This window comes from Mycobacteroides chelonae, assembly GCF_016767715.1.
GTDB classification, from domain to species: Bacteria; Actinomycetota; Actinomycetes; order Mycobacteriales; family Mycobacteriaceae; genus Mycobacterium; species Mycobacterium gwanakae.
In genome coordinates, this window is record NZ_CP050145.1 from 1,837,329 (window position 1) to 1,860,352 (window position 23,024).

Consider the following 23,024-nt stretch of genomic DNA (forward strand, 5'->3'; position numbering starts at 1 on the left):
TCTGACAGTGCTGCCCCTGACCGGCGTGAATGTGGTGTCTCTGGCGATCAATCTGCCTGGTCCCGCGGCATGTGCCCGCTTGGCCGAGTTTGGTGCCTCGGTCACCAAGGTGGAGCCTCCCGGCGGTGACCCGTTGGCGCGGGCCGCGGCCGGTTGGTATGCGGAGCTCGCCGGGCAGCAGACGGTCGTCACGCTGGACCTCAAGGACACGGGTGACCGCGCAAAGCTTGACGAGCTGCTGGTCGATGCCGACCTGCTGATCACCTCGATGCGGCCCACGGCGCTGCAGCGCCTGAGGCTGGCGGCACCGCACGAGCAGTTCCCACGGTTATCGCTCATCGAAATTGTCGGACACGACGGAGTTCTCGCCGACGATCCGGGGCACGACCTCAACTATCAAGCGGCACAGGGCACACTGACACCGCCGCATATGCCCAAGGTGCCGCTGGCCGATCTGCTGGGCGCCGAACGCGCGGTGAGCACCGCGCTGGCCGCATTACAGGCGCGTGCCCGATCCGGTGGCGGCGCCGCCTACCGTGTCGCGCTCGCAGATGCCGCGGCCTGGGCCGGCGGGGCGGTACGTCACGGGCTGATGGGGGATAAGGCGATCCTGGGCGGTGCGTTCCCCGGATACGGAATCTACGAATGCGCCGATGGGCACGTCGCGCTCGGCGCGCTCGAATCGCACTTCTTCGCGCGCACCCTGAAGACATTCGGGGCAGACGGCACGCACGAAAGCCTGCGTGCCGCGTTCTCCGGAAAAACCATCGCCGAACTGGAAATCATTGCCGCCGAGGCTGATATCCCACTGAATGGAGTGAAGTAATGTCCGAACTGTTCCCGGCTTACCGTGCATCCTGGGAGACTGATGCGCACCGCGACCTGCGCAAGCACGCCGCCGAATTCCTGCGCAAGGAGTCCACACCCAATCAGGAACGCTGGAGTGCGCAGCACCAAGTGGATCGCGAATTCTGGAACAAGATGGGTGATGCCGGCCTGCTTGGCCTGGACCTGCCCGAGGAGTATGGCGGTGCCGGTGGAGATTTCGGCCTCTCCGCAGTGGTTGGCGAGGAGCTTGCGCTCGCGCAGGACACCTCCACCGGGTGGGCCGTGCACTCCCCGATCGTGGCGCACTACATCAACACCTATGGCAATGAAGAACAGCGGGCACGCTGGATGCCGGGCATCATCAGTGGAGATCTGGTGCTCGCCATCGCGATGACCGAGCCGGGCACCGGATCGGACCTGCAGGCGATACGCACCACGGCGATTCCCGATGGTGATCACTACATCGTCAACGGATCGAAGACATTCATCTCCAACGGAACCCATTGCGATCTGCTGGTGATCGTGGCGAAGACCGATCCGTCCCAGGGGGCGGCGGGTGTCTCGCTTATCGTCGCGGAAACCAAGGACCTGCCCGGGTTCGAGCGCGGCCGGGTGCTGGAAAAGGTGGGCCAACACGGCCAGGACACCCGCGAGCTGTTCTTCACCGATATGCGGGTGCCGGTGGCCAACCGTCTTGGCGAGAAGGATGGCCTGGGCTTCTATCAGCTCATGGAGCAGCTTGCCCGCGAGCGGCTGATCATTGCGTCCGTGTGTGCCGGAATGGCTGAGGGCGCCTTGATCGAGGCCATCAAGTACACCAAGGAGCGCGAGGCATTTGGCAAGCCGCTCATCAAGTTCCAGAACACCAAGTTCCAGCTGGCCGAACTCAAAGCCGAGGTGCTGTCCATCAAGACCACGGTGGACTACTGCATCCAGCAGTACATCGACGGCAGCAACGACCCCGCCACCGCGTCGATGGCCAAGCTGATCGCTGCCGACAAGGCGGTGTCCGTGGTCGACCGGTGTGTGCAGTTCTTCGGTGGGTACGGGTACATGATGGAATACCCGATCGCACGAGCCTACGCGGCCGCCCGGGTAAACAAAATCTACGGTGGCACAAGCGAAATCATGAAAGAAATCATCAGTCGATCGCTGTAAGGAGAATCATGGGTAAGAACGACAACCGGGTCTTCGTCGTCGGCGTCGGCATGACCAAGTTCGAGAAGCCGGGACGGCGCGAGGGCTGGGACTACCCGGCCATGGTCAAGGAGGCCGGTACCAAGGCGCTCGATGATGCCGGTGTGCGGTACGACGACATTGAGCAGGCATTCATCGGAAACGTTTACGGTGATTCGTGTTCGGGACACCGCGCCCTTTACGAGCTCGGCCACACCGGAATCCCGATCTACAACGTCAACAGCAACTGCTCGACAGGATCGACCGCACTATTCTTGGCGGCCAACGCTATTCGCACCGGCCAATCCGATGCCGTACTGGCGGCGGGATTCGAGAAGATGGAGCCCGGCTCGCTGGGTATGAAGTTCACCGATCGTGAGTCGCCGCTCATGCCGCAGATCACCGCCCTGGGTGAGCTGAGTCAGCCGCAGTTCCCGATGACCGCGTGGATGTTCGCCGCGGCGGCCGAGGAGTACATGCGTGAATATGGTTTGACCGCCGAGCAATTGGCGTGGATCGGCTACAAGAACCACAAGCATTCGGTCAACAACCCATACAGCCAATTCCAGGATGAGTACTCACTCGAGGACATCCTGGCCTCGCGCACCATCGTGGGTCCGCTGACCAAGCTGCAGTGCTCACCGACCTCCGACGGCTCGGGGGCCGCGGTGGTGGTGAGCGAGGACTTCGTGGACAAACACGGACTGGCCGAGCAGGCGATCGAGATCGTGGGGCAGGCGACAGTCACCGACCGTGCCGATACGTTCGACGGAACCGCGGCGGGCATCGTCGGTGCGAACATGAACAAGGCGGCCATCGCGACCGTGTACGAGCAGGCCCAGATCGGTCCCGAGGATATCGATGTGGTGGAGCTGCATGACTGCTTCTCGGCCAATGAGGTCTTGGTGTACGAGGCGCTGGGGTTCTGCGAGCAGGGTGAGGCCGGCAAGCTGATCGACAACGAGGAGACCACCTTTGGCGGTAAGTGGGTGGTCAACCCGTCGGGCGGCTTGATCTCCAAAGGGCATCCGCTCGGCGCCACCGGGCTGGCCCAATGCGCGGAGTTGAACTGGCAGTTGCGTGGGCTGGCCGACAAACGCCAGGTCGCCGGTGCCGCGACCAAAGACGGGGTGGCGCTGCAGCACAACATCGGCCTCGGCGGTTCAGTGGTCGTCACGGCGTACCGCCCGGCCAATCGGTGACCCGCGCGGCGACGCTGTGTGAGGCGTTCCAGAAGACCGCCGCACAGTACCCGGAGAGGGTCGCGCTGCGCACCGTCGGTGACGGCGTGACCATCACCTGGAGGCAGTACCGGGACAGGGTCCGCGAGATCGCTGCGGCCCTGGCCGGACTGGGCGTCGGTCCGGGTGACACCGTTGCCTTGATGCTGACCAACCGGCCGGAGTTTCACCTGTGTGACACCGCGGTATTGCATTGTGGAGCAACGCCGTTCTCCGTCTACAACACCAACCCGGCCGAGATCTTGGCGTATCAGTTCGACAACGCCGACAACCGGGTGGTCATCTGTGAGCGGCAATTTCTACCGCAGCTCCGCGCGGCGGTCGGCCAGGGCGGCAAGGTCGAACACATTGTCTGCGTAGACGGTGCATCCGAAGGTGCGGTGGCGTTGGAATCACTCACGCCCGCCGTGGATTTCGATTTCGAGGGCACCTGGCAATCGGTGCGTCCGGATGACGTGCTGACCATTGTCTACACCTCGGGAACCACCGGTCCACCCAAGGGCGTCGAGCTGACGCACACCAACTTCATCGAGAACGCCCGCATCACCGAGGAGCTGGGGCCGCTCGGGTTCGACGACCGCGCGGTCTCGTATCTCCCGGACGCCCATGCCGCCAACCGCTGGCTCACGCACTATCAGAATCTTTTGTACGGCCTGCAGATCACCACCGTCCCGGACCCCAAGGCGGTCTTGACCGCGCTGACCGACGTGCGCCCGACCCTCTTTCTCGGCGTGCCGCGCGTCTGGGTGAAGGCCAAAATGGGGCTCGACGCGGCGCTGGAGGAGGCCGGCCCGCTGCGGCGAACCCTGGCGCACTGGGCCATTGAAGTGGGCCGCCGAAAGGCCCGCGCCACCTCCGAAGGCCAGCGGCTCGGTGTTCTCGACCAGGTCCGGTACGCCTTCGCCGACCGCCTGGTGCTGTCGTCGATTCGTTCCCGGATCGGCCTGGATCAGGTGAAGGTGGGCGCCAGCGGTGCGGCACCGATTCCCATCGAGGTCCACGAATACCTGCTGGCTCTGGGCATCCCGATTTGCGAGGGCTATGGCATGACGGAATGCACCTGCGCGGGGACGATCAACCGCCCCGATCGGATCAAGATCGGCACAGTGGGTGTGCCCGTTCCGGGTGTCGAGGTATCACTCGGTTCCGATGGCGAGGTGTTGTTGCGTGGCCGGAACATCATGCGCGGGTACCGCAAGATGCCGGAAAAGACCTCCGAAACTGTCGATTCCGATGGCTGGCTACACACCGGTGATATCGGCGAGTTCGACGCGGACGGGTATCTCAAGATCGTCGATCGCAAGAAGGAAATCATCATCAACGAGGCCGGCAAGAACATGTCGCCGACCAACATCGAGAACGCGATCACGGCGAGCACACCCTTGGCCGGTCCGGTGGCCGTGATCGGGGATCGACGGCCCTACAACACCCTGCTCATCACGCTGGACCCCGATGCGCTGGCACGCTTTGCCGAAAAACGCGGCCTGAGTGGGTCGCACGCTGATCTCATCACCGATGAGACGGTGCGTGCGGCGATCGACGAATGTGTGCAGAACGCCAACCGCACCCTTTCGCGCGTCGAACAGATCAAGAGGTTCACCGTGCTGGCCGAGATATGGGAGCCAGGGTCGGAATACCTCACGCCGACAACTAAACTCAAACGCAAGCCGATCGCCGAACGCTATCGCGACGTCATTGATTCGATGTACTAGGCGGCGCGCACCAGCCCGGACCGGGCGAACCGGCCGGCGGGGGAGAACCGTTCCAGGATGGCATCGGCGGGTTCCCCGGCCCATTCGGTGATGAGCTCCTTGGCCGACTCGATCGAGGTGACTCTCTCGAAGGGTTTCGGATCGTCGAGCAGGCCGAAGAGTTTGGATGCGAATCCCTCGTGGACATGACCCGCCGCGAAGAACAGGTCGCCGTAGTCGTGCAGCTCGTCATCGCCGAGATAGAGCCGGGTCACCAGCTGCGCGGCACGTGCCCGCCGGTCGTAGAACTCTTCGAAAGCCGCAGTGAGCCAGGCAGTGTCGAAGGGGCCGTCGTGTGCGGCGGCCTTGTGGACCAGTGCGGCCGCCTGCACCAGGCCGCCTTGTGCACCCTGACCGGCGATCGGGTCATAGGCCACGGCCGTATCACCGAGCGCCGCCACGGGATGTCCGCCGGCGGTGTGCCCCACTCCGTGCCGCACCAATTGGGTGACCGCGCCGGTGATCCACGAATGCGGGTCTTCTTCGATGACGTTGAGCGATAACACTTCCGGCAAGTCCCAGTCGATGTACTCACGATGCACATCGGTGACGGCCTGCAGGGCAGAGGCGGCACTGTCGACGGCGGAGTACCGCCGTTCCCAGTCGCTACCGGGTTTGGCCCAAGTGAGGAACGACCACGACGGCCCGGCGTCCTTATGCAAATAGGGGCCCCACCACGCCTCGCCCTGATCGGTGATGAACGAGAACGCGCTGTGGCGTCCACCAGCAGGCCCCCGGTGCGCGAAGACATCGGGCCCGTGCCCAAGGCCTGCGACGGTCAGCATGAGCAGCCGGCGTTGGGGACGGTCATACACCGTGCGCGAGGGATCCACCGGGAACAGAGAGGACAACCCGCCGCGGCCGGTCGCCACCAGCGTCAGGTCGTGCGCGCCGGCGATCGCGTCGAGCCTTTCCGGATCCACCTGCTCCACCACCAGACGTCCACCACGTTCCTGGAACTGGGTGAGGCGATCATCGGCCTTGAGCCGGGTATCGACGGCGACACCCTGGGTGCCCCGATCGAAGTCGGCATCGAACGCGATGACCTCGGGGCGGCCGGATTCGTTGCCGTCGACCAGGCGCACGCTGAGCCCGGTAGAGGTGGGCCCCGGATCCAGGTAGCTGGTGAGCCCCAGACCGGCCTCAGCGCGCTGGGCCTCGCCGAAGATCAGCGCGGTGCCCGTCGCGGGCACGTCCTCACGCAAACTCCGCTGGTCCCGGTCGCTGTAGATGGTGACGTCAAAACCCTTGTCCAGCAGTCCCAGAGCAGCCGTGGCGCCGGTCTGCCCGGCGCCGATGATCGCCGCCGTGCGCCCATGTCGTGTCGTCATGCACGCCACTATCGGCGTGCGATCTTATGCGCGAAAGGCACCTGCTCATGGTGATTGCAAGGTCCATAATCGGGTGTGCAAAATCGGCAACAGCTCGAGCCAGGGTTTCAGTACCTGCTGGTTACCGATGCGCTTCGAGGCGCCGGGCTGTTGAGGCAGCTGAAGATTGGCATCGGGGTCCTGTGTTTCTCGATCGTGCTGTTGGCGGGGTCTACCCAGTTCAACCCGTTGGGCCCACAGGGGGTGTGGCCTCGTACGATCCAGGCCATCGCGGCCGCCATGGCAGTGATCGTCGGCCTGTGTTGGATCTTCCTATCGTGGCCGACTCGGCGCGGCATGGTCGCGTTCGTGGCGTGGGCAGACGTGACTCTGGCGATAGCCGCCGCGGTGTTTTCCGACCCGACCGCCAGACTGTGCGCGGTCGTGTACCTGGGGCTGGTGGGCCTTCTTCCCACGTTTTTCCTGGGTAGGCGCGCACTGGTGATCCACTGCGGGTTCGCCTTGGCGTTGTTCGGTGTGCTGGTGGCGATGAACATCCTGGTCGACGGTGCGACCTGGTCGGAGCAGTTCACCTACGGAGCACCCGCCCTGGCCGCCGTGGTGCTGCTGCCGGCGATCATCCAGGTGGTGCTCGAAGGAGGCCGAGACTCGATCCTGGCGGCGGCGGTTTCGGCGAACCGTGATCCGCTGACGGGTCTGCTGAACCGTCGTGGTGTCACCACCGCGATCGACCTGCTGCACCGGGGCCGCGTCGACGCCGTCGACGTGGTGGTGGTCCTGATGGATGTGGACGGGCTCAAAGAACTCAACGACACCCGCGGCCACGGCGCCGGCGATGAGATCTTGAAGGCAGTGGCAGCCATGCTCACGGCGAGCACACGGGTCGGCGAGATCGCCGCCCGCATCGGCGGTGACGAATTTCTGGTGGTGGCGTTTCCCGGCCGCGCCGAGAACATCGACACCACCATTCGCCGTGTGAGTACCCCACGCGCGGGGATCGACTCGTGGAGCGTCAGCGTCGGCGCCGCCTGGCAGTCGCGAACCGGAGGCAGATTTGACCTGGATTCGCTTGTCCAACAGGCAGATTACGAGCTGTACAAGGTGAAAAGCTCGCGCGGGATGCTAGATCCCCAGCACTGATCCGCCGTTAGAGCACGACCACCGAGCGCAGCACCTGCCCGTGATGCATCTTCTCGAAGGCTTCTTCGATATCGCCGATGCTGATGCGTTCGGTGACGAAGCGATCCAGGGGGAGGCGGCCCTGCTGGTACAGGCTGACCAGTGTCGGGAAGTCCCGTTCGGGTAGGCAGTCGCCGTACCAGGAGGACTTCAGCGATCCGCCGCGGGAGAAGAAGTCGATCAGCGGCATCTCGAGTTTCATGTCGGGGGTGGGCACTCCCACCAGCACGACGGTGCCGGCCAGATCGCGGGCGTAGAACGCCTGCTTCCAGGTTTCCGGGCGGCCCACCGCATCGATCACGACATCGGCGCCGAACTCATCGGTGAGTTCCTGCACCGCGGTTACCACGTCCTCGACCGTGCGGGCGTTGATGGTGTCGGTGGCGCCGAAGTCCTTGGCCCAGGCCAGTTTGGTGTCGTCGGTATCGATGGCGATGATCTTGCGTGCCCCGGCCAGCTTGGCGCCGGCGATGGCGGCGTCCCCGACCCCGCCACATCCGATGACCGCGACCGAGTCATCACGGCCGACGTTGCCGGTGTTGACGGCGGCACCCAAACCGGCCATCACACCGCAGCCCAGCAGGCCGACCACGGCCGGATCGGCGGTGGGGTCGACCTTGGTGCACTGGCCGGCGTGCACCAGCGTCTTCTCGATGAACGCGCCGATGCCCAGGGCGGGGGTCAGCTCGGTGCCGTCGGTCAACGTCATCTTCTGGGTCGCGTTGAACGTGTCGAAGCAGTACTGCGGGCGTCCGCGCTTGCAGGCCCGGCACACCCCGCACACCGCACGCCAGTTCAGGATGACGAAATCACCCGGCTCGACCGCGGTTACGCCCTCGCCGACGGTCTCCACGATCCCGGCTGCCTCATGGCCCAACAGGAACGGAAACTCGTCGTTGATACCGCCCTCGCGGTAGGTCAGATCGGTGTGGCAGACACCGCACGCCTGCACCTTCACCACAACCTCACCGGGGCCCGGATCGGGAACCACGATGTCCACCAATTCCACCGGAGCCTTCACCGACCGAGCGATCACACCGCGCACAGTTTGAGACATGCGTCAGACGCTACAGTCCCAAGCATGGGTGCCCTCGACCTCGTCGCCGATTGGCCAGTACCCACCGTCGCCGCCGCGGTGGTGGGGCCGGAGGGGATAAGGGCCCAAACCGGCCCTGTCACGCACCAATTCGCGCTCGCGTCGGTCACCAAACCCTTGGTGGCCCGGGCCGCACAGGTGGCGCTGGAAGAAGGTGCCGTGGAGCTTGCGACACCGGCCGGCCCGCCCGGTTCGACCGTCGAACATCTGCTGGCGCACGCCTCAGGCCTGTCGATGCTCTCCGACGCCGTCATCGCCAAGCCCGGCACTCGCCGGGTGTATTCGAACTATGGCTTCGCGGTGCTGGCGCATACGGTGCAGGCCGGGTCCACCATCGAGTTCGGTCAGTACCTCCATGAGGCGGTGTTCGAGCCACTCGGTATGGGGGACACGGTGTTGCCTGGCGGAGCCGACACCGCCGGATACGGGGGAGCGTCCACCGTCGTGGACCTGGTGGCCTTCGCCGGAGAGCTGTTGCGTCCGCGTCTGGTGACAGCCGAGACGCATCAGCGTGCGACCAATGTCGTCTTCCCGGGATTGGACGGTGTGCTGCCCGGCTACGGCGTGCAGCGTCCCAACGACTGGGGCCTGGGCTTCGAGATCAAGGGCACCAAGATTCCGCACTGGACGGGCGCCGAGAATTCACCGGCCACCTACGGCCACTTCGGGCAGTCCGGCACGTTCCTGTGGGTGGACCCGGTCACGGACCTGGCCCTCGTCGTGCTGACCGACCGGCCCTTCGACGGTTGGGCCAACCAGCTGTGGCCACAGTTGTCCGACACGGTGCTGGCCGAGTTCGGGTAGAGGTTCTCAAACTCTCAGGAAGCCGTTACCTCAAATTGGGGCTTAGGACTGGCGCAACACGCGCACCACAGGGCACAATGGTGTCACAAGGCACATTGGTGTAATTCGGTAACACGCTCTGAAAGCTTCGCGAGTCGTTGGGGAAGACGTCCTCGTCGAAGACAAAGGAGCACTACGAATGCACGCGTCGCCTCAGTTCGCCGACTCGACAACCGGCGTGGTGTATGTCCATGCCTCTCCGGCTGCGGTGTGCCCGCACGTCGAGTGGGCTTTGTCGTCGACCCTGTCGTCGATCTCATCGAGCCGTCCGGCGGAAGTCTCGCTGCGCTGGCAGGCACAACCGGCCATGCCGGGGCAGCTGCGCGCCGTCACCAACTGGGTAGGCCCCGTCGGTACGGGTGCGCGCCTGGCCAACGCCCTGCGCTCGTGGCCCGTGCTGCGCTTCGAGGTCACCGAGGACGCCAGCGATGGCGTGGACGGCCAGCGCTTCAGTCACGTGCCACAGCTGGGCATGTGGAGCGGTAGCACCAGCGCCAACGGCGACATCATGGTCAGCGAGATGCGCCTGCGCGGGCTGATGGAATCCGACGCAGGCAGCATCGCCTCGGAGCTCGACAACATGCTGGGCACCGCGTGGGATGACGCGCTGGAGCCGTACCGCAGTGGCGGGGACGGTGCCGAGGTGACCTGGCTGCGCGGAGTCGGCTAAGCCGGTTACCCCTTGTTCGCGTTGCCGATCACGCGGCTGATCAGGAACCCGATGTAGGCGAGGCCGCCGAGGCTGCCCACGATACGGGTGCGGCGGAAGGCCAGCGCGAGTCCGAGCAGCAGCTCGGTAAAGCCGTTTTGGTACACCCAGCGGCGAGTGTCCTCCGGGAAGGCGACCTTGGAGATGGACTCGAACGGTTGGGGTGCTACGAAATGCGCGACACCGGTGGCTGCCAGTCCGGCGCCGCCCGCCCGGAATCCGATGCCAGCGAGGCGAACGCCCAGACGCACCAGATTCTCGATGAGCGCCGACAGTCGCTGGAACAGGCTCGGCCCGACCTTCGTCGTCACGAGCGTCGCGGTCGGCTGACCGTCGACAAGCAACTTGAGTGCCTTCTTACGCCGAAGTGCCATTCCCCAGACTCCCTTGTCGATTATGTGAACGAAACGTCACTCTAACAGTACGGGTATAGCTAGGCGTCGGCTTGTCGCGTGGCGACGTCGATGCCGAACGTCTCCACCAGGAAGCTCACGATCGCGGGTGTCACCCGGCGCGGCCAGAACCGCAAGGTGGCCAACGTTCCGGCCGAAACCACTTGCGCACCAACAATATCGATGGCGAGATTGTGTGCGTCCGCCGCCGGGTGCAGCGGGTCCGCGGTAAGCGAGAGGATCATGGTGGGCGCATCAACCGCCCGCCGTATCGCGCGTGGCGGTGCCATGCGGCCCACCAGCATGCCCTTCATGAACGCCGCCGAGCGCGACGGCGGGGCGGTCAGGAACGAGCGAATCAAGCCCAGCGTGGGCTGCTCGGTTTCGGGGAACGATCGGGCCACCGCGCCTACCAGCCACACCAGCGGCCGACCGAGAGTGAACAGGGTGAGCCCGGCGGACCACAGGTAACCGGCGACGCCGATACCGTGTTCCAGGAACGGACCCTCCAGCAGCAGTCCGGCCACCCGCTCGGGTGCCAACGCCGCGGCCTCCACCGAGATATTCGCGCCGACGGAGGTGCCACCGAGCACCGCGCGCTCGATACCCAGGGCATCCAGGGCGCCGATGAGCTGGCGGCCCAAGGCTTGTGAGTTGTAACGGTCCGGCTCGAGCGGGCGCTCATCGGCGGTGGTGCCGAGCAGATCCAGGCAGATCACCCGAAAACCACGCTCGGCCAATTCCTTGGCCCAGGCATGCTCCAGATAGTGCGAGGTGAGGAAGGCGTGGGACAGCACCACAACGCGGTCCCCGGAACCGAACTGGCGATATGCCAGCCGGTGTCCGTCGACCGTGACCGTGGTGCCGGCCGTCACAGCGGGATGTTCTTGTGCCGGCCGCGCCGCGACGGCGCCTCGGCGAGGGCGCGGGTCAGTACCGCGCGGGTCTGCGACGGCTCGATCTCCTCGTCGACGACGCCGATCTCGATGGCACGATCCACGCCACCGGCGATCCGCTCGTGCTCGAGAGCCAGCTCCTCATGCAGGGCCTCGCGCTCCTCTTCGGGGGCGGCGGCCAGCTGCTTCTTGTGCAGGATGCCCACGGCGGCCTTGGCGCCCATGACGGCGACCTCGGCGTCCGGCCACGCGAACACCTTGGTGGCGCCCAGCGAGCGGGAGTTCATGGCGATGTAGGCACCGCCGTAGATCTTGCGGGTCACCAGCGTGACGCGCGGAACGGTGGCCTCACCGAACGCGTGCAGCAGCTTGGCGCCGCGACGCACCACGCCGCCCCACTCCTGGCCCACACCAGGCAGGTAGCCCGGCACGTCCACGAGCACGATCAGCGGAATGCCGAACGCGTTGCACAGGCGCACGAAACGCGCTGCCTTCTCGGCGCTTTCGGAGTTCAGGCAGCCACCCAGGCGCAGTGGGTTGTTGGCCAGCACGCCGACGCTACGACCGGCCAGGCGGCCCAGGCCGATGACCATCGACGGTGCCCACTTGCCCTGGAACTCCTCGAACGGGTCGTCCCCGTCGAGCAGCGCGTTGACGATCGGATGCACGTCGTAGGCCCGCTTGGCCGACTCGGGCAGCAGCGCGCGCAGATCGGTGTGATCGGCCTCGGCGCGGTTGCGATCGAAAACGCCCTGCTGGCAGAAGAATCCGACCAGCTTGCGACCACGGGCGTAGGCGTCCAGCTCATCGTCGGCGACGATGTGGCACACACCCGACTTCTTGTGGTGGGCCTCGGGACCACCCAGGGTGGCCATGTCGACGTCCTCGCCGGTGACGCTGCGGACCACGTCGGGTCCGGTGACGAACACGCGGCTCTCCGGCGCCATGATGATGACGTCGGTCAGTGCCGGGCCGTACGCCGCACCGCCGGCGGCGAAGCCGACGACGATCGAGATCTGCGGGATGTAACCCGAGGCGCGGATCATGGCCTCGAAGACCAGCCCGACGGCGTGCAGGGCCGAAACCCCTTCGGCCAGACGGGCACCGCCGGAGTGCCAGATACCCACGATCGGGCTCTGCTCCTCGATGGCGGTGTCGTAGGCGTTGACGATGTGACGGCACCCCTCGATACCCATGGCGCCGCCCATGACGGTGCCATCGGTGCAGAAGGCGATGGTCCTGACTCCGTTGACCGTGCCACCGGCGGCCAGCACACCCGAGCGGTCACGCTCGTGCAGCAGCTCGACGGTGCCGTCATCGAAGAACGTGCTCAGCCGGAGCAACGGATCGCGCGGATCGAGCGATTCGTCGATGGCCTCGGGAGCCAGGATCGTCATCTTGAGCCTCTCTAAATCGGATACTTGACTTCAGTACTTACCGAAGGCAAGCGCAACGTTGTGCCCGCCGAATCCGAACGAGTTATTGATTGCGTATTTAAAATCCCCGTGACGCGGCTCTCCCGCAACGACATCCAGGTCGATTTCGGGATCAAGGTTGTCAAGATTGAGCGTCGGCGGGATAACGCCGTCGCGCAGTGCGAGCACGGTGAGCACCGATTCCAGGGCGCCGACGGCACCAATCGAGTGGCCGAGCGCCGACTTGGGCGCATACACCGCGGCGTGTTGCACACCGGCGACATGGATGGCGTTGGCCTCGGCGACATCGCCGATCGGGGTGGCCGTGCCGTGCGCGTTGATGTGGTCAATGTCCTTGGGGGACAGGCCTGCTGTCTGAATTGCGCGGGTCATCGCCGCACCTGCGCGCACACCATCGGGGCCCGGGGCCACCATGTGGTACGCGTCAGAGGTGATGCCGGCGCCCATGATGCGGGCCAGGATCTGCGCGCCACGAGCCTTGGCGTGCTCCTCGGTCTCGATGACCATGAGCGCACCCGCCTCGCCGAACACGAATCCGTCGCGGTCCTTGTCGAACGGACGAGAAGCCTTCTCCGGCTCATCGTTTCGGGTCGACATGGCGCGCATCATCGAGAACGCGGCGATCGGCAGGGCTTCGATCATGCCCTCCACGCCACCGCAGACGACCATGTCGGCGTCGCCCATCACAATCTGGCGCCACGCATGCGCGATGGCCTCGGAGCCGGAGGAACACGCCGACACCGGCGTGATGACGCCCGCGCGGGCACCGATCTCCAGGCCCACCACCGCGGCGGCACCGTTGGGCATGCACATCTGGACGGCGAGCGGCGAAACCTTGCGAATGCCATGCTCATTCATGGTGTCGTAGGTTTCGACGATGCGCTCGCCACCGCCGAGCCCGGTACCGATGACGACGGCGAGGCGGTCCTTGTCGATGTCATCGGGCGTGCCGGCGTTCTGCCACACCTGACGGCCTACGAGCAGCGCCATGCGCTGCACGTAGGCCATCCGGCGAAGCTCCAACCGGGTCATGTGGTTGTCGATGGGCTCCTTGAGGTGCCCACCGATCCACACGGGCAGACCGAACTTCTCGACGAATTCGTCTTCGAGAACCTCGATGCCGCTCTCCCCGGCGATCAATCCCTTCCACGTGCCCTCGATGTCAGGCGCGATAGATGTCGTTGCGGCGAGAGCCGTCACAACGACGTTGGGGAAGCCACCGTTGGCAGTGGAAGGGGTTGTCACTAGTCCTAGCCCTCCAGCTGCGCGCGGATGTTGGCTGCGGCCTCGGGGTTTTCCTGCTCGAGCTTCTCGATGTAGTTGACGACATCGCCAACGGTCCGCAGACCGGCCAGATCCTCATCGGGGATCTTCACGCCGTACTTGTCCTCGGTCTGGACGGCGATCTCAACCATCGACAGCGAGTCGATGTCCAGGTCGTCGACGAACGACTTCTCGAGGGTGACCTCGGAGGGCTCGATACCAGTGACCTCTTCGATGATCTCGGCGAGACCGGCGACGATGCGATCTTTTTCTTCTGCGGTGGCCACTCGGTGGCTCCCTTCGGTGTTGTGGACTGCGGGTGCAGCCCTGGGGTGAACTCTGTGTTGTGGAACGGGATGAGTGGGCGGCACTGCCCGCCCATCCTGGGTACTACTTATTGGTGGTTTGGCCGCTTACAGCTCGGCCAGGGAGTCGAGGTCTTCGAGGGATTTCAGGGCCTGGTTGGTGACGCCACGCATCTCACGCTTCGCGATGCCGGCCAGCGCACCTGAGGGCGGCAGCTCCACTACGGCCTGTACATCTGCCGTCTTGAAGTATTCGGTGCACAGATCCCAGCGCACCGGGGAGGTGAGCTGGTTGACCAGCTTCTCCATGGCGTCGGCGCCTGAGGTGACGGGGGTGCCATCGAAGTTGGACAGCAAGGTGGTGACCGGCTCGGACGGGAGGATCGCGGCCGCTGCGGCGGCGTACGCCTCCTGCGCGGGAGCCATGAAGTGGGTGTGGAAGGCGCCTGCGGTGGCGAGCTGGCGCACGCGCGCCTTGGCCGGGGGATCCTCGGCCAGCTTCTCCAGTGCGGTGATGCGGCCGGCGGCGACGATCTGTCCGACGGCGTTGCGGTTGGCGGGGATCAGCTCCAGGGCCTCCAGGCGCTCCAGCACCTCGGCCTCGTCACCGCCCAGCACGGCGGACATACCGGTCGGGTCCAGCGCGCAGGCCTTGGCCATCTCGGCGCCACGGGTGGCGGCCAGGGCGACGGCGTCGTCGGCGGAGATGACCCCGGCGATGGCGTAGGCGGCGATCTCACCGACGGAGTGACCGGCGACCACGGTGGTCTTGGCGTTGAGGTGGCCGCGCTTGGTCAGCTCGTCGTAGGCCAGCAGGGTCAGTGCGACGACCAACGGCTGAGTGATCGAGGTATCGGTGATCTCTTCGACGGTGGCGGTGGTACCCAGGCGCACCAGATCGAGTCCGCTGGCCTTCGACCACTGCTCAACCTGGTCGGTGGCACCGGGCAATTCGAGCCACGGTGTCAGCATGCCGGGAGTCTGGGATCCCTGTCCGGGAGCGAGCAGCGCAATCACGTATTTAAGAGAACACTGTGAAGGGCCATTTGCGCCGTGTAAGAGAAAATGAATCTTGTCTTAAGTATTTGTGGGATGCCTACAAAAAAGCATCCGTTGCGACCCGATCTATACCGTCTCGCAATGTGGGACCTCGCAGGTGACCAGCGAGTAACCCGTCTAAGCCTTAATGACATTGATTGTGACTGGTGTGATTCCTGGTTCAGGAGTGAACACCTCGGCGTGCTCCTGAGCCAGTCTGCCGACGGTTGCCGCGACGCGCAACACATAGGCGTCACGCGGGGACGTTGGGTCCCTACCGGTGAAATCGGTGATTCGCTTAAGTCGATAGCGCACAGTATTTGGGTGAACAAACAGCGCGCGTGCGCACGCCTCGATCGCGCCCCCGGAATCTAAGTAGGCGTCGAGAGTTTCGGTCAGCGCCGGGCCGGCGTCGCCGAGCGGGCGCATCACCTCTGTATTGAGGGCCGCAATAGCGGCCTTGTCGCCCAGGAGCGCCCGTTCGGGCAGAAGCTCGCGCGAGGACACCGGGCGGGGTGCGCCCCGCCACCCCGACACCGCATCCATCCCCGAGAGCGCCTCCACCGCGCTGGTGTGTGAGGCGCTGAGGGTGCCCGCCGTGGGCCCGATGACCACCGGACCGTCGGAGAAGACCGTCAACAGATCGACCACGAACTTGTTATGGGCCGTGATCGGACCGGACGCGATGGTGAGCAGCCGGGTTCCCTGGATGACCGCAAGGGCCCCGCGGCCGTGCCGCTGCGCGACCTCATGAACCAAGGAGGTTGCGTTGGCGATGATTTCCGGGCGGGGAGTGCCGACGATGACCGTTGCCGGCGCGGTGGTGTCCCAGTTGAGTGCGGCGGCACGCGACAGCATGTCCGGTCCGGTATCGCCGCGTACCACCGCGTCGACCACCGTCGCCTCCAGGCGGGAGTCCCAGGCTCCACGGGTCTCGGCGGCTTCCGCGTACACGCTGGCCGCCCCGAATGCGAGATCGCGGCTGTACCGCAAGATGCCCTCGGTTAGCGTCACCAGCTGCTCATCGTTGCGCGCGAGCAGGGGCAGCACCTCTTCGAAAAACTCCATGGCGGTGCGCACCATGTCGACGGAATGGCGCAGTGCCAGGCGTTTGGCGAGGTCCTGGGGGACCACCTCGAAGGCCTGCATGGTGAAGCCGACCGTGCCTTCGGGGTCGCGTATCCACTCGACGAAGTTGTTGATCGCCGTCTGAACCACCAGCGCGACACTGGACCGCTGCGAGGCCTCCAGGTCGGTGAAGAAGGGCAAGCGCTCTTCCATGACATGGACGGCCTCGGTCGAGAGCCGGCCGGAGTACTGCTTGATCCGGTGCAGGAGTGCCTCGGGCACCTCGGCCCTTTCGCGGGGCTTGCGGGCCGCGCGAAATCCGCGAGGAGAGGTCGCCGAATTGTCGGGCATCCCTAAAAGGTACCCCGGATTCCTAGTGGGAAACCGCCAAATTCAGGGAAGTTAGGCGCTACCGGTGTCCTTAAAAGAGACGTCGGCGGCCGACACGTCATCGATCTTGTACTGCGCGGCGGCCCGGATGGCGACCTCGCGGTCCACCGCGCCCTCGTCGGCCAATGCCTCGAGCACTGCCACCACAACAGACTCGGCATCGGTGTTGAAGTACCGGCGTGCGGCGGGCCGGGTGTCGGACAGGCCGAATCCGTCGGCGCCAAGTGTCCGGTAGGTGCCGGGCACCCACGGGCGGATCTGCTCGGGCACCGCCCGCATCCAGTCCGATACGGCCACCGACGGTCCCTGGGCACTCTCCAGTGCCTTCGTCACGTAGGGGACGGCCTTGGGGCGGTCCGGATGACGCAGCGCCTGGTGATCGATGGCCAGGCCGTCGCGGTTGAGTTCACCCCAGGACGTCACCGACCACACATCGGCCGCCACATCCCACTGTTCGGCCAGCAGATCCGCCGCGCGCAGCGCCTCGGGCAGCGACACCCCGGAGGCCAGGATCTGTGCCTGATGTGTGCGCGCCTCGGGCGCCACGCGGAACTTGTAGATACCGCGCAGGATGCCCTCGACATCGACGTTCTCCGGCTCGGCCGGCTGCACATACGGCTCGTTGTACAGCGTGATGTAGAAGTACACATTCTCGCTGTTCTCGCCGTACATCCGCTGCAGGCCATGTTCGACGATGTGGGCGATCTCGTAGGCGAACGCCGGATCGTAAGCCACCACAGCGGGATTGGTGCTGGCCAGCAACAGCGAGTGGCCGTCGGCGTGCTGCAGCCCCTCGCCGGTCAGCGTGGTTCGCCCGGCCGTGGCGCCCAGGACGAATCCGCGGGCCATCTGGTCGGCCGCGGCCCACAGCCCGTCGCCGGTGCGCTGGAACCCGAACATCGAGTAGAAGATGTACAGCGGGATCATCGGCTCGTCGTGTGTCGAGTACGACGTGCCCACCGCGGTGAACGAGGCGGTGGAACCGGCCTCGTTGATGCCCTCGTGCAGGATCTGCCCCTGTGCACTTTCCTTGTACGCCAACATCAGTTCGGCATCGACCGAGGTGTACAGCTGGCCGTTGCGGTTGTAGATCTTCAGCGACGGGAACCACGAGTCCATACCGAAGGTGCGGGCCTCGTCGGGGATGATCGGGACGATCCGACTACCAATGTTCTTGTCGCGCAACAGTTCCTTGAAGGTTCGCACTAGCGCCATGGTGGTGGCGACTTCCTGCTTACCCGAGCCCTTCTTGATCGAGGCGTAGGTCTCCGAGCCCGGCAGCGTGAGCGGGCGCGATTTGGTGCGACGGGACGGGACGAATCCGCCCAGGGCGCGGCGCCGGTCCAGCATGTACCGGATCTCCGGAGCCTCCGGGCCGGGGTGGTAGTACGGCGGCAGGTACGGGTTCTCTTCGAGCTGCGCATCCGAGATCGGGATCCGCTGCTTGTCGCGGAAATCCTTGAGGTCGTCGAGGGTCAGCTTCTTCATCTGGTGCGTGGCGTTGCGGCCCTCGAAGTGCTTGCCCAGGGTGTAGCCCTTGATGGTCTTGGCCAGGATGACCGTCGGCTGGCCCTTGTGCTCGGTGGCCGCCCGGTACGCGGCGTACACCTTGCGATAGTCGTGACCGCCGCGCTTGAGATTCCAAACCTGGGCGTCGCTAAGGTCTTTCACCAGCTCCTTGGTGCGCGGATCGCGCCCGAAGAAGTGCTCGCGGACGTAGGCGCCGTCGTTGGCCTTGTAGGTCTGGTAGTCGCCGTCGGCAGTGGTGTTCATCAGATTCACCAGCGCGCCGTCACGATCGGCGTGCAGCAGGGCGTCCCATTCGCGGCCCCAGACAACCTTGATGACGTTCCAGCCGGCGCCGCGGAAGAAGGACTCCAGCTCCTGGATGATCTTGCCGTTGCCGCGCACCGGTCCGTCCAGACGCTGCAGGTTGCAGTTGACGACGAACGTCAGGTTGTCCAGGCCCTCTGTTGCGGCGATATGCGCCAGGCCACGCGATTCGGGCTCGTCCATCTCGCCGTCGCCGAGGAACGCCCAGACCCGCTGATCGGAGGTGTCCTTGATGCCGCGGTCGCGTAGGTAGTGGTTGAACCGTGCCTGCATGATCGCGTTCATCGGTCCCAGGCCCATGGAAACCGTTGGGAATTGCCAGAAATCGGGCATGAGGCGCGGGTGCGGGTAGGACGGCAGGCCGCCGCCCGGGTGGCTCTTCTCCTGCCGGAATCCGTCGAGCTGATCGCTGGTCAACCGGCCTTCCAGGAAGGCGCGGGCGTAGATGCCGGGGGAGGCGTGGCCCTGGATGAAAATCTGGTCGCCGCCGCCCGGGTGGGCGTTACCGCGGAAGAAGTGGTTGAAACCGACCTCGTAGAGGGCCGCCGAGGAGGCATAGGTCGAAATATGGCCACCCACACCGACCCCTGGCCGCTGCGCGCGGTGCACCATGATCGCGGCGTTCCAGCGGATCCACGCGCGGAAGCGCCGTTCGGTGTCCTCGTCGCCGGGGAACCACGGCTCGTTCTCGGTGGCGATGGTGTTCACGTAGTCGGTGGACGTCAACGCCGGGATGGCCACCCGACCGGCGTTCGCCCGCTCCAGCAGCCGCAGCATCAGGTACCGCGCCCGGGCGGGACCCGAGCGGGCCAGCAGACCGTCAAACGACTCCAGCCACTCGGTCGTCTCGTCCGGGTCGATATCGGGCAAGTACGACGCCACACCTTCGCGGATCACCCGAACGCGCCCTGTGTTCTCGGATGGACTTGCCGCACTTGAATTTCCGGCCAGGTCCTGGCGAGCGAACTCCGTGGTCAACTTTTCTGCTCCTTAGGGGTGGGGGTGCAGATCTCAGTCACAATCAGATCGGTACTCCCATCGTGCCGCAAGTCACTTGCTACTAGCGAGTCTGGTCCAGTCACCAGGTCCAGAGCGCCTCCAGCAGGTACCGTCGTGACATGCGTATGGCGGCGCTGTGGATCGCGCTGGCGGCCATCTGTGCAGGGGTGGTGGCGGGCTGCACCGTGACTACGGGAGGGCAGGCGTCGGCGCCCAGCGAATCGGTGTCGGAGTACCGCACGTACATATCGCAGTCCATCGAGACGTCGCGGTCCGAGGAGTCCAAGCGTCAGGAGACGTCGCGGGCGCAGGCTCAGGCCGACGCGTGTGAGACGTTCGCGATGACGTCGAATGCCGCCGTTTCGGCGGGCAATGAGCTCATCTCCGTCATGAACGACGAGGGCGGCTACGGGTCGAGCGCGGAGGCCAAGGTGGGCCCGGTCATCAATGCGCTCAACACCAGCGCCGGACAGATCGACTCCGTCAAGGCGAAGGCGCAGACCGACGAACTACGCGATGCGCTGACGCAGTACGTCGATCAGTCCCGAAAACTGGCCGGGGCGTTCGATAATCGGCTGAGCAGTGGCACTCTCAACTCCGTGGTCCGTAGTTTCAACGACGCGCGCGAGCGTGCCGGGAAGATCTGCGAACCGCTTCTGCAGACGAAAGGCCGATAGTGCCTGACGAGGATTGCCACTGGCATGCGACGATGTGAGCATTCATCCCAAGTGCGAAAGCACGCACCCGTGAATAAGGAGGGGCCGAACGGTGGTCGCGGCGGCTGACGCCTCGAACTATGCCCACAAGCTGGGCATCCAGCGAGATCAGCTTGTGCAGGAGCTGGGCTGGGATGAGGACACGGATGACGACATCCGGGCTGACATCGAGGACGCATGCGGTTCGGAGCTTCTCGACGAGAGCTCCGACGACGTCATCGATGTGGTCCTGTTGTGGTGGCGCGATGACGACGGCGACCTTGTCGACGCGTTGATGGACGCCATCACCCCACTGGCTGAGGACGGCGTGATCTGGGTGTTGACGCCCAAGACCGGCAAGCCGGGCCATGTGCAGCCCTCGGAAATCGCCGAGTCGGCACCGCCGGCGGGCCTGGTACAGACCTCCTCGGTCAATCTGGGGGACTGGAGCGCGACGCGTTTGGTGCAGCCGAAGTCATCCCGCGGCGGGCGGCGCTGATGCTGCCTGTCGGGACCGTCGCACCCGATTTCACCCTGCGGAACCAGAACAACCAGCCCGTCAGCCTGACCGATTTTCGCGGTAAGAAGGCCGTGCTGCTGGTGTTCTTCCCGCTGGCGTTCACCGGGGTCTGCCAGGGCGAGCTGGACCATGTGCGCGACCACATCGGAGACTTCGAGAACGACGACGTGCAGATCATCGGACTGTCGGTGAGTGCCGGGCCGATCCACAAGATCTGGTCGAGCTACAGCGGCTTCACCTTCCCGATCCTGTCCGACTTCTGGCCGCACGGAGCCGTTGCCGAGGCGTACGGGGTGCTCAACGAGAAGGCCGGATATCCGAACCGCGGGACTTTCGTGGTGGATGCCGACGGAATCATCCGATTCGCCGAAATGCTGGACCCCGGACAAGCCCGTGACCAGGCGGGTTGGGTAGAAGCGCTGGCCGCGCTACATTCGTGAGCTGATTCCCACGTTGGTGACGACGTGGACCGGGCGTGTAGCTCAGTGGTAGAGCTCTGGTTTTACACACCAGCGGTCGGGGGTTCGAAACCCTCCGCGCCCACCAAGTTTATGCAGGTCAGCAGTGTGTTTTGCGGCGGCCGGACGCAGTGGCGGGTACCTGATCGGCCGCCAAGTTGCCAGGAAGTTGCCAATGGGTCATGTGTCACGTGGCCGGGCCTCGGGTCGTCGGGGGCGCTGCCACATCAGGTGGAACTCAGCTTCGCCCGTCAGTGCTCGCACCAGTGTGTCCGGCGCAGGGATGGCTGCGTTCGGGTTCGGGTTGTAGTCATTGAAGTACGCCAAGTCGGATGGCGCTGCGACGCGGCTGTGTCGGTGGTGGAGAACGCCGGACAACCATTTATATCGGGGGTTCGGCCACAACCGCTCCTTAATCAGCGGGCCAAACACGTCCCAGGTATCGCCAAACTCGTTCGGCCCCAACGCAATCTGCGAGAAGGTCGAGGCCAGAGCAACGAAGTGCGGCAAGTTGGGGTCTCGCTGGCGCTTCTTGCGGTCGATCGAGTTGCGGAGAGAGCCGAGGGCGTCATTCCGATCATCGTCGCCGATACATGGGTTGATCGAATACCCGAACATCTGCCCGATGTTCGGTCCGGCGGCGAAGGGCAGCCCGCCGTTGGCCGCAACGGCATTCCAGTCGATGTTATCGGGGTCGGGGAAGTGCAGCATCGGACGCCAGGATGCTCGGATCGGGCGCGGCGCAACTCCATCGGCAGTCATGATGTTGCCGGACTCGGTGTCGCACACCCGGTCGCAGAACTCATGGCTCCACAGGTATTCAACAGCCTCCTGGGGTGAGCCAATCGGAAGCTCGATGCGCACGTTCCGTGCGATGCCACGTTTCAGCATGCGTGCCGACAACGCAGTGTGGATTGTTTGGTTCATCCGGTGCCACGCCGCGTATGCCTCCCAGTGCCACACCGTGACCTCGACGGTGACCAGCCCTTCGGGCACCCGCACTCCATAATCGGGGGACATCGGTTGCTCGCCGTGACTTGGCCTCCACGAGTCGGGCACCAACGGTTCGAGCAGAACTGGGCTGACGCGTGAAGCGATCATGCCACCGATTTCTAGTTCGACCAGCGCCTCCTCGTAAGAGTGATCGTCAGTCGGTCGAAGCACCGTCTTGAGGCGCTGAGTAATCGTTCGACCGACACCCGGCGAGGCGTTCCGCATCAACTCCCACAGCACCGTAGCGACGTTCATCAGATAAAAGGTCGACTGCGCGCCACCGACACCGCGCCACTGGTCGCCGAACGGACCAACCGGTGCGCCGGGCCACACTTCATCCTCGACCAGCTCGAAAATCTGCCGGTAGAAGTCCTGTACGCGCTCGACTTGCAGCGGCCCCTCCTCACCGAGTCTGGCCTCCTCGGCAATCGCCGACGCATCTCGTTCATGGAAGCCTGGGCGTGGAGGATCGACGGATGCGGGTGGGGATGTGTCGTCGTCATCTGACGCAATGGACATTTCAGCATCGTATTGACGCGTTCCGACAATCTCGGGCCGCCGCCCCGCCCGGCGTCCTGCCGCTG

General features: G+C 65.0%; 21 protein-coding genes and 1 tRNA gene. 11 read left to right on the plus strand and 11 right to left on the minus strand.

The window, feature by feature from the left end; translation table 11 throughout:
- The first annotated feature begins 7 nt into the window (after window positions 1–7).
- The 4 genes from HBA99_RS09110 to HBA99_RS09125 are packed head-to-tail and all read left to right on the plus strand — an operon-like array spanning window position 8 to window position 4,957.
- On the plus strand, window positions 8–826 hold the full coding sequence (locus HBA99_RS09110) for a CoA transferase (RefSeq protein ID WP_070951193.1): 819 nt from the start codon (window positions 8–10) through the stop codon (window positions 824–826).
- The gene (locus tag HBA99_RS09115) at window positions 826–1,986 is read left to right on the plus strand and encodes an acyl-CoA dehydrogenase family protein (RefSeq protein WP_070951192.1); all 1,161 of its coding nucleotides are present in this window, start codon (window positions 826–828) and stop codon (window positions 1,984–1,986) included. Before HBA99_RS09110 ends, HBA99_RS09115 begins: the two co-directional genes overlap by 1 nt.
- Window positions 1,987–1,994: 8 nt before the next feature.
- Window positions 1,995–3,206, plus strand: coding sequence for a lipid-transfer protein (locus HBA99_RS09120; RefSeq protein WP_070951191.1), 1,212 nt, complete (start codon window positions 1,995–1,997; stop codon window positions 3,204–3,206).
- Window positions 3,203–4,957 (plus strand): AMP-dependent synthetase/ligase, encoded by a 1,755-nt coding sequence (locus HBA99_RS09125; protein ID WP_070951190.1) that lies wholly within the window; start codon window positions 3,203–3,205, stop codon window positions 4,955–4,957. Before HBA99_RS09120 ends, HBA99_RS09125 begins: the two co-directional genes overlap by 4 nt.
- Here the strand turns inward: HBA99_RS09125 and HBA99_RS09130 are convergent.
- Window positions 4,954–6,327 carry a styrene monooxygenase/indole monooxygenase family protein gene (locus tag HBA99_RS09130; protein ID WP_070951189.1) on the minus strand — a complete coding sequence of 458 codons (1,374 nt, stop codon included), beginning with the start codon at window positions 6,325–6,327 and terminating at the stop codon, window positions 4,954–4,956. The two genes, HBA99_RS09125 and HBA99_RS09130, sit on opposite strands and share 4 nt — an antisense overlap.
- Before the next feature lie 75 nt (window positions 6,328–6,402).
- On the opposite strand from HBA99_RS09130, the gene HBA99_RS09135 reads away from it, so the two are divergent.
- The gene (locus HBA99_RS09135) at window positions 6,403–7,467 is read left to right on the plus strand and encodes a GGDEF domain-containing protein (protein ID WP_070951188.1); all 1,065 of its coding nucleotides are present in this window, start codon (window positions 6,403–6,405) and stop codon (window positions 7,465–7,467) included.
- Between the two features lie 7 nt (window positions 7,468–7,474).
- Here HBA99_RS09135 and HBA99_RS09140 read toward each other — a convergent pair whose 3' ends face one another.
- Window positions 7,475–8,563 (minus strand): S-(hydroxymethyl)mycothiol dehydrogenase, encoded by a 1,089-nt coding sequence (locus HBA99_RS09140; protein ID WP_070951187.1) that lies wholly within the window; start codon window positions 8,561–8,563, stop codon window positions 7,475–7,477.
- A gap of 24 nt (window positions 8,564–8,587) precedes the next feature.
- Here HBA99_RS09140 and HBA99_RS09145 point away from each other — a divergent pair, with 24 nt between their 5' ends.
- Together HBA99_RS09145 and HBA99_RS09150 are read left to right on the plus strand one after the other, a co-directional pair.
- Window positions 8,588–9,406 carry a serine hydrolase domain-containing protein gene (locus tag HBA99_RS09145; RefSeq protein WP_070951186.1) on the plus strand — a complete coding sequence of 273 codons (819 nt, stop codon included), beginning with the start codon at window positions 8,588–8,590 and terminating at the stop codon, window positions 9,404–9,406.
- A gap of 178 nt (window positions 9,407–9,584) precedes the next feature.
- Window positions 9,585–10,115 (plus strand): DUF3145 domain-containing protein, encoded by a 531-nt coding sequence (locus HBA99_RS09150; RefSeq protein WP_070951185.1) that lies wholly within the window; start codon window positions 9,585–9,587, stop codon window positions 10,113–10,115.
- A 5-nt stretch (window positions 10,116–10,120) separates the two neighbouring features.
- Here HBA99_RS09150 and HBA99_RS09155 read toward each other — a convergent pair whose 3' ends face one another.
- The 8 genes from HBA99_RS09155 to aceE all read right to left on the minus strand — a co-directional run bounded on the left by HBA99_RS09155 (window position 10,121) and on the right by aceE (window position 19,753).
- Complete coding sequence (locus HBA99_RS09155; RefSeq protein ID WP_070951184.1) at window positions 10,121–10,528, minus strand: DoxX family protein; 408 nt, start codon at window positions 10,526–10,528, stop codon at window positions 10,121–10,123.
- Window positions 10,529–10,587: 59 nt separating this feature from the next.
- On the minus strand, window positions 10,588–11,421 hold the full coding sequence (locus tag HBA99_RS09160; protein ID WP_070951183.1) for an alpha/beta fold hydrolase: 834 nt from the start codon (window positions 11,419–11,421) through the stop codon (window positions 10,588–10,590).
- Window positions 11,418–12,839 (minus strand): acyl-CoA carboxylase subunit beta, encoded by a 1,422-nt coding sequence (locus HBA99_RS09165; protein ID WP_030095369.1) that lies wholly within the window; start codon window positions 12,837–12,839, stop codon window positions 11,418–11,420. Before HBA99_RS09165 ends, HBA99_RS09160 begins: the two co-directional genes overlap by 4 nt.
- A gap of 30 nt (window positions 12,840–12,869) precedes the next feature.
- Window positions 12,870–14,123, minus strand: a complete 1,254-nt coding sequence (kasA, locus tag HBA99_RS09170) for a 3-oxoacyl-ACP synthase KasA (protein ID WP_046253323.1) — start codon at window positions 14,121–14,123, stop codon at window positions 12,870–12,872.
- A 5-nt stretch (window positions 14,124–14,128) separates the two neighbouring features.
- Window positions 14,129–14,428: a meromycolate extension acyl carrier protein AcpM gene (acpM, locus tag HBA99_RS09175; RefSeq protein ID WP_030095371.1), complete on the minus strand. Its 300-nt coding sequence runs from the start codon at window positions 14,426–14,428 to the stop codon at window positions 14,129–14,131.
- A gap of 126 nt (window positions 14,429–14,554) precedes the next feature.
- Complete coding sequence (locus tag HBA99_RS09180; protein ID WP_081347574.1) at window positions 14,555–15,463, minus strand: ACP S-malonyltransferase; 909 nt, start codon at window positions 15,461–15,463, stop codon at window positions 14,555–14,557.
- Window positions 15,464–15,622: 159 nt separating this feature from the next.
- Window positions 15,623–16,903 (minus strand): PucR family transcriptional regulator, encoded by a 1,281-nt coding sequence (locus tag HBA99_RS09185; protein ID WP_070951182.1) that lies wholly within the window; start codon window positions 16,901–16,903, stop codon window positions 15,623–15,625.
- Window positions 16,904–16,954: 51 nt separating this feature from the next.
- Window positions 16,955–19,753, minus strand: a complete 2,799-nt coding sequence (gene aceE, locus HBA99_RS09190; RefSeq protein ID WP_070951181.1) for a pyruvate dehydrogenase (acetyl-transferring), homodimeric type — start codon at window positions 19,751–19,753, stop codon at window positions 16,955–16,957.
- A 140-nt stretch (window positions 19,754–19,893) separates the two neighbouring features.
- Here aceE and HBA99_RS09195 point away from each other — a divergent pair, with 140 nt between their 5' ends.
- The 4 genes from HBA99_RS09195 (at window position 19,894) to HBA99_RS09210 (ending at window position 21,535) form a co-directional block, all read left to right on the plus strand.
- Complete coding sequence (locus HBA99_RS09195) at window positions 19,894–20,451, plus strand: hypothetical protein (RefSeq protein WP_070951180.1); 558 nt, start codon at window positions 19,894–19,896, stop codon at window positions 20,449–20,451.
- Window positions 20,452–20,542: 91 nt separating this feature from the next.
- Entirely contained in the window at window positions 20,543–20,968 is a 426-nt protein-coding gene (locus HBA99_RS09200; RefSeq protein ID WP_030095376.1) for a DUF3052 domain-containing protein, read from the plus strand.
- Window positions 20,968–21,429, plus strand: coding sequence for a peroxiredoxin (locus HBA99_RS09205; RefSeq protein WP_070951179.1), 462 nt, complete (start codon window positions 20,968–20,970; stop codon window positions 21,427–21,429). The genes HBA99_RS09200 and HBA99_RS09205 overlap by 1 nt, the downstream gene beginning before the upstream one ends.
- Window positions 21,430–21,460: 31 nt before the next feature.
- Window positions 21,461–21,535 (plus strand) — tRNA-Val (locus tag HBA99_RS09210).
- Between the two features lie 92 nt (window positions 21,536–21,627).
- Here HBA99_RS09210 and HBA99_RS09215 read toward each other — a convergent pair.
- Window positions 21,628–22,959 (minus strand): hypothetical protein, encoded by a 1,332-nt coding sequence (locus HBA99_RS09215; protein WP_070951178.1) that lies wholly within the window; start codon window positions 22,957–22,959, stop codon window positions 21,628–21,630.
- Between the last annotated feature and the right edge of the window lie 65 nt (window positions 22,960–23,024).

What these genes read in the sequence shown, in the direction of transcription:
- HBA99_RS09115 (WP_070951192.1), top strand. Translation starts at nt 826, where the DNA reads ATGTCCGAACTGTTCCCGGCTTACCGTGCATCCTGGGAGACTGATGCG.
- HBA99_RS09120 (WP_070951191.1), top strand. Translation starts at nt 1,995, where the DNA reads ATGGGTAAGAACGACAACCGGGTCTTCGTCGTCGGCGTCGGCATGACC.
- HBA99_RS09130 (WP_070951189.1), bottom strand. Translation starts at nt 6,327, where the DNA reads ATGACGACACGACATGGGCGCACGGCGGCGATCATCGGCGCCGGGCAG.
- HBA99_RS09140 (WP_070951187.1), bottom strand. Translation starts at nt 8,563, where the DNA reads ATGTCTCAAACTGTGCGCGGTGTGATCGCTCGGTCGGTGAAGGCTCCG.
- HBA99_RS09145 (WP_070951186.1), top strand. Translation starts at nt 8,588, where the DNA reads ATGGGTGCCCTCGACCTCGTCGCCGATTGGCCAGTACCCACCGTCGCC.
- HBA99_RS09150 (WP_070951185.1), top strand. Translation starts at nt 9,585, where the DNA reads ATGCACGCGTCGCCTCAGTTCGCCGACTCGACAACCGGCGTGGTGTAT.
- HBA99_RS09155 (WP_070951184.1), bottom strand. Translation starts at nt 10,528, where the DNA reads ATGGCACTTCGGCGTAAGAAGGCACTCAAGTTGCTTGTCGACGGTCAG.
- HBA99_RS09165 (WP_030095369.1), bottom strand. Translation starts at nt 12,839, where the DNA reads ATGACGATCCTGGCTCCCGAGGCCATCGACGAATCGCTCGATCCGCGC.
- HBA99_RS09185 (WP_070951182.1), bottom strand. Translation starts at nt 16,903, where the DNA reads ATGCCCGACAATTCGGCGACCTCTCCTCGCGGATTTCGCGCGGCCCGC.
- HBA99_RS09195 (WP_070951180.1), top strand. Translation starts at nt 19,894, where the DNA reads ATGCGTATGGCGGCGCTGTGGATCGCGCTGGCGGCCATCTGTGCAGGG.
- HBA99_RS09205 (WP_070951179.1), top strand. Translation starts at nt 20,968, where the DNA reads ATGCTGCCTGTCGGGACCGTCGCACCCGATTTCACCCTGCGGAACCAG.
- HBA99_RS09215 (WP_070951178.1), bottom strand. Translation starts at nt 22,959, where the DNA reads ATGTCCATTGCGTCAGATGACGACGACACATCCCCACCCGCATCCGTC.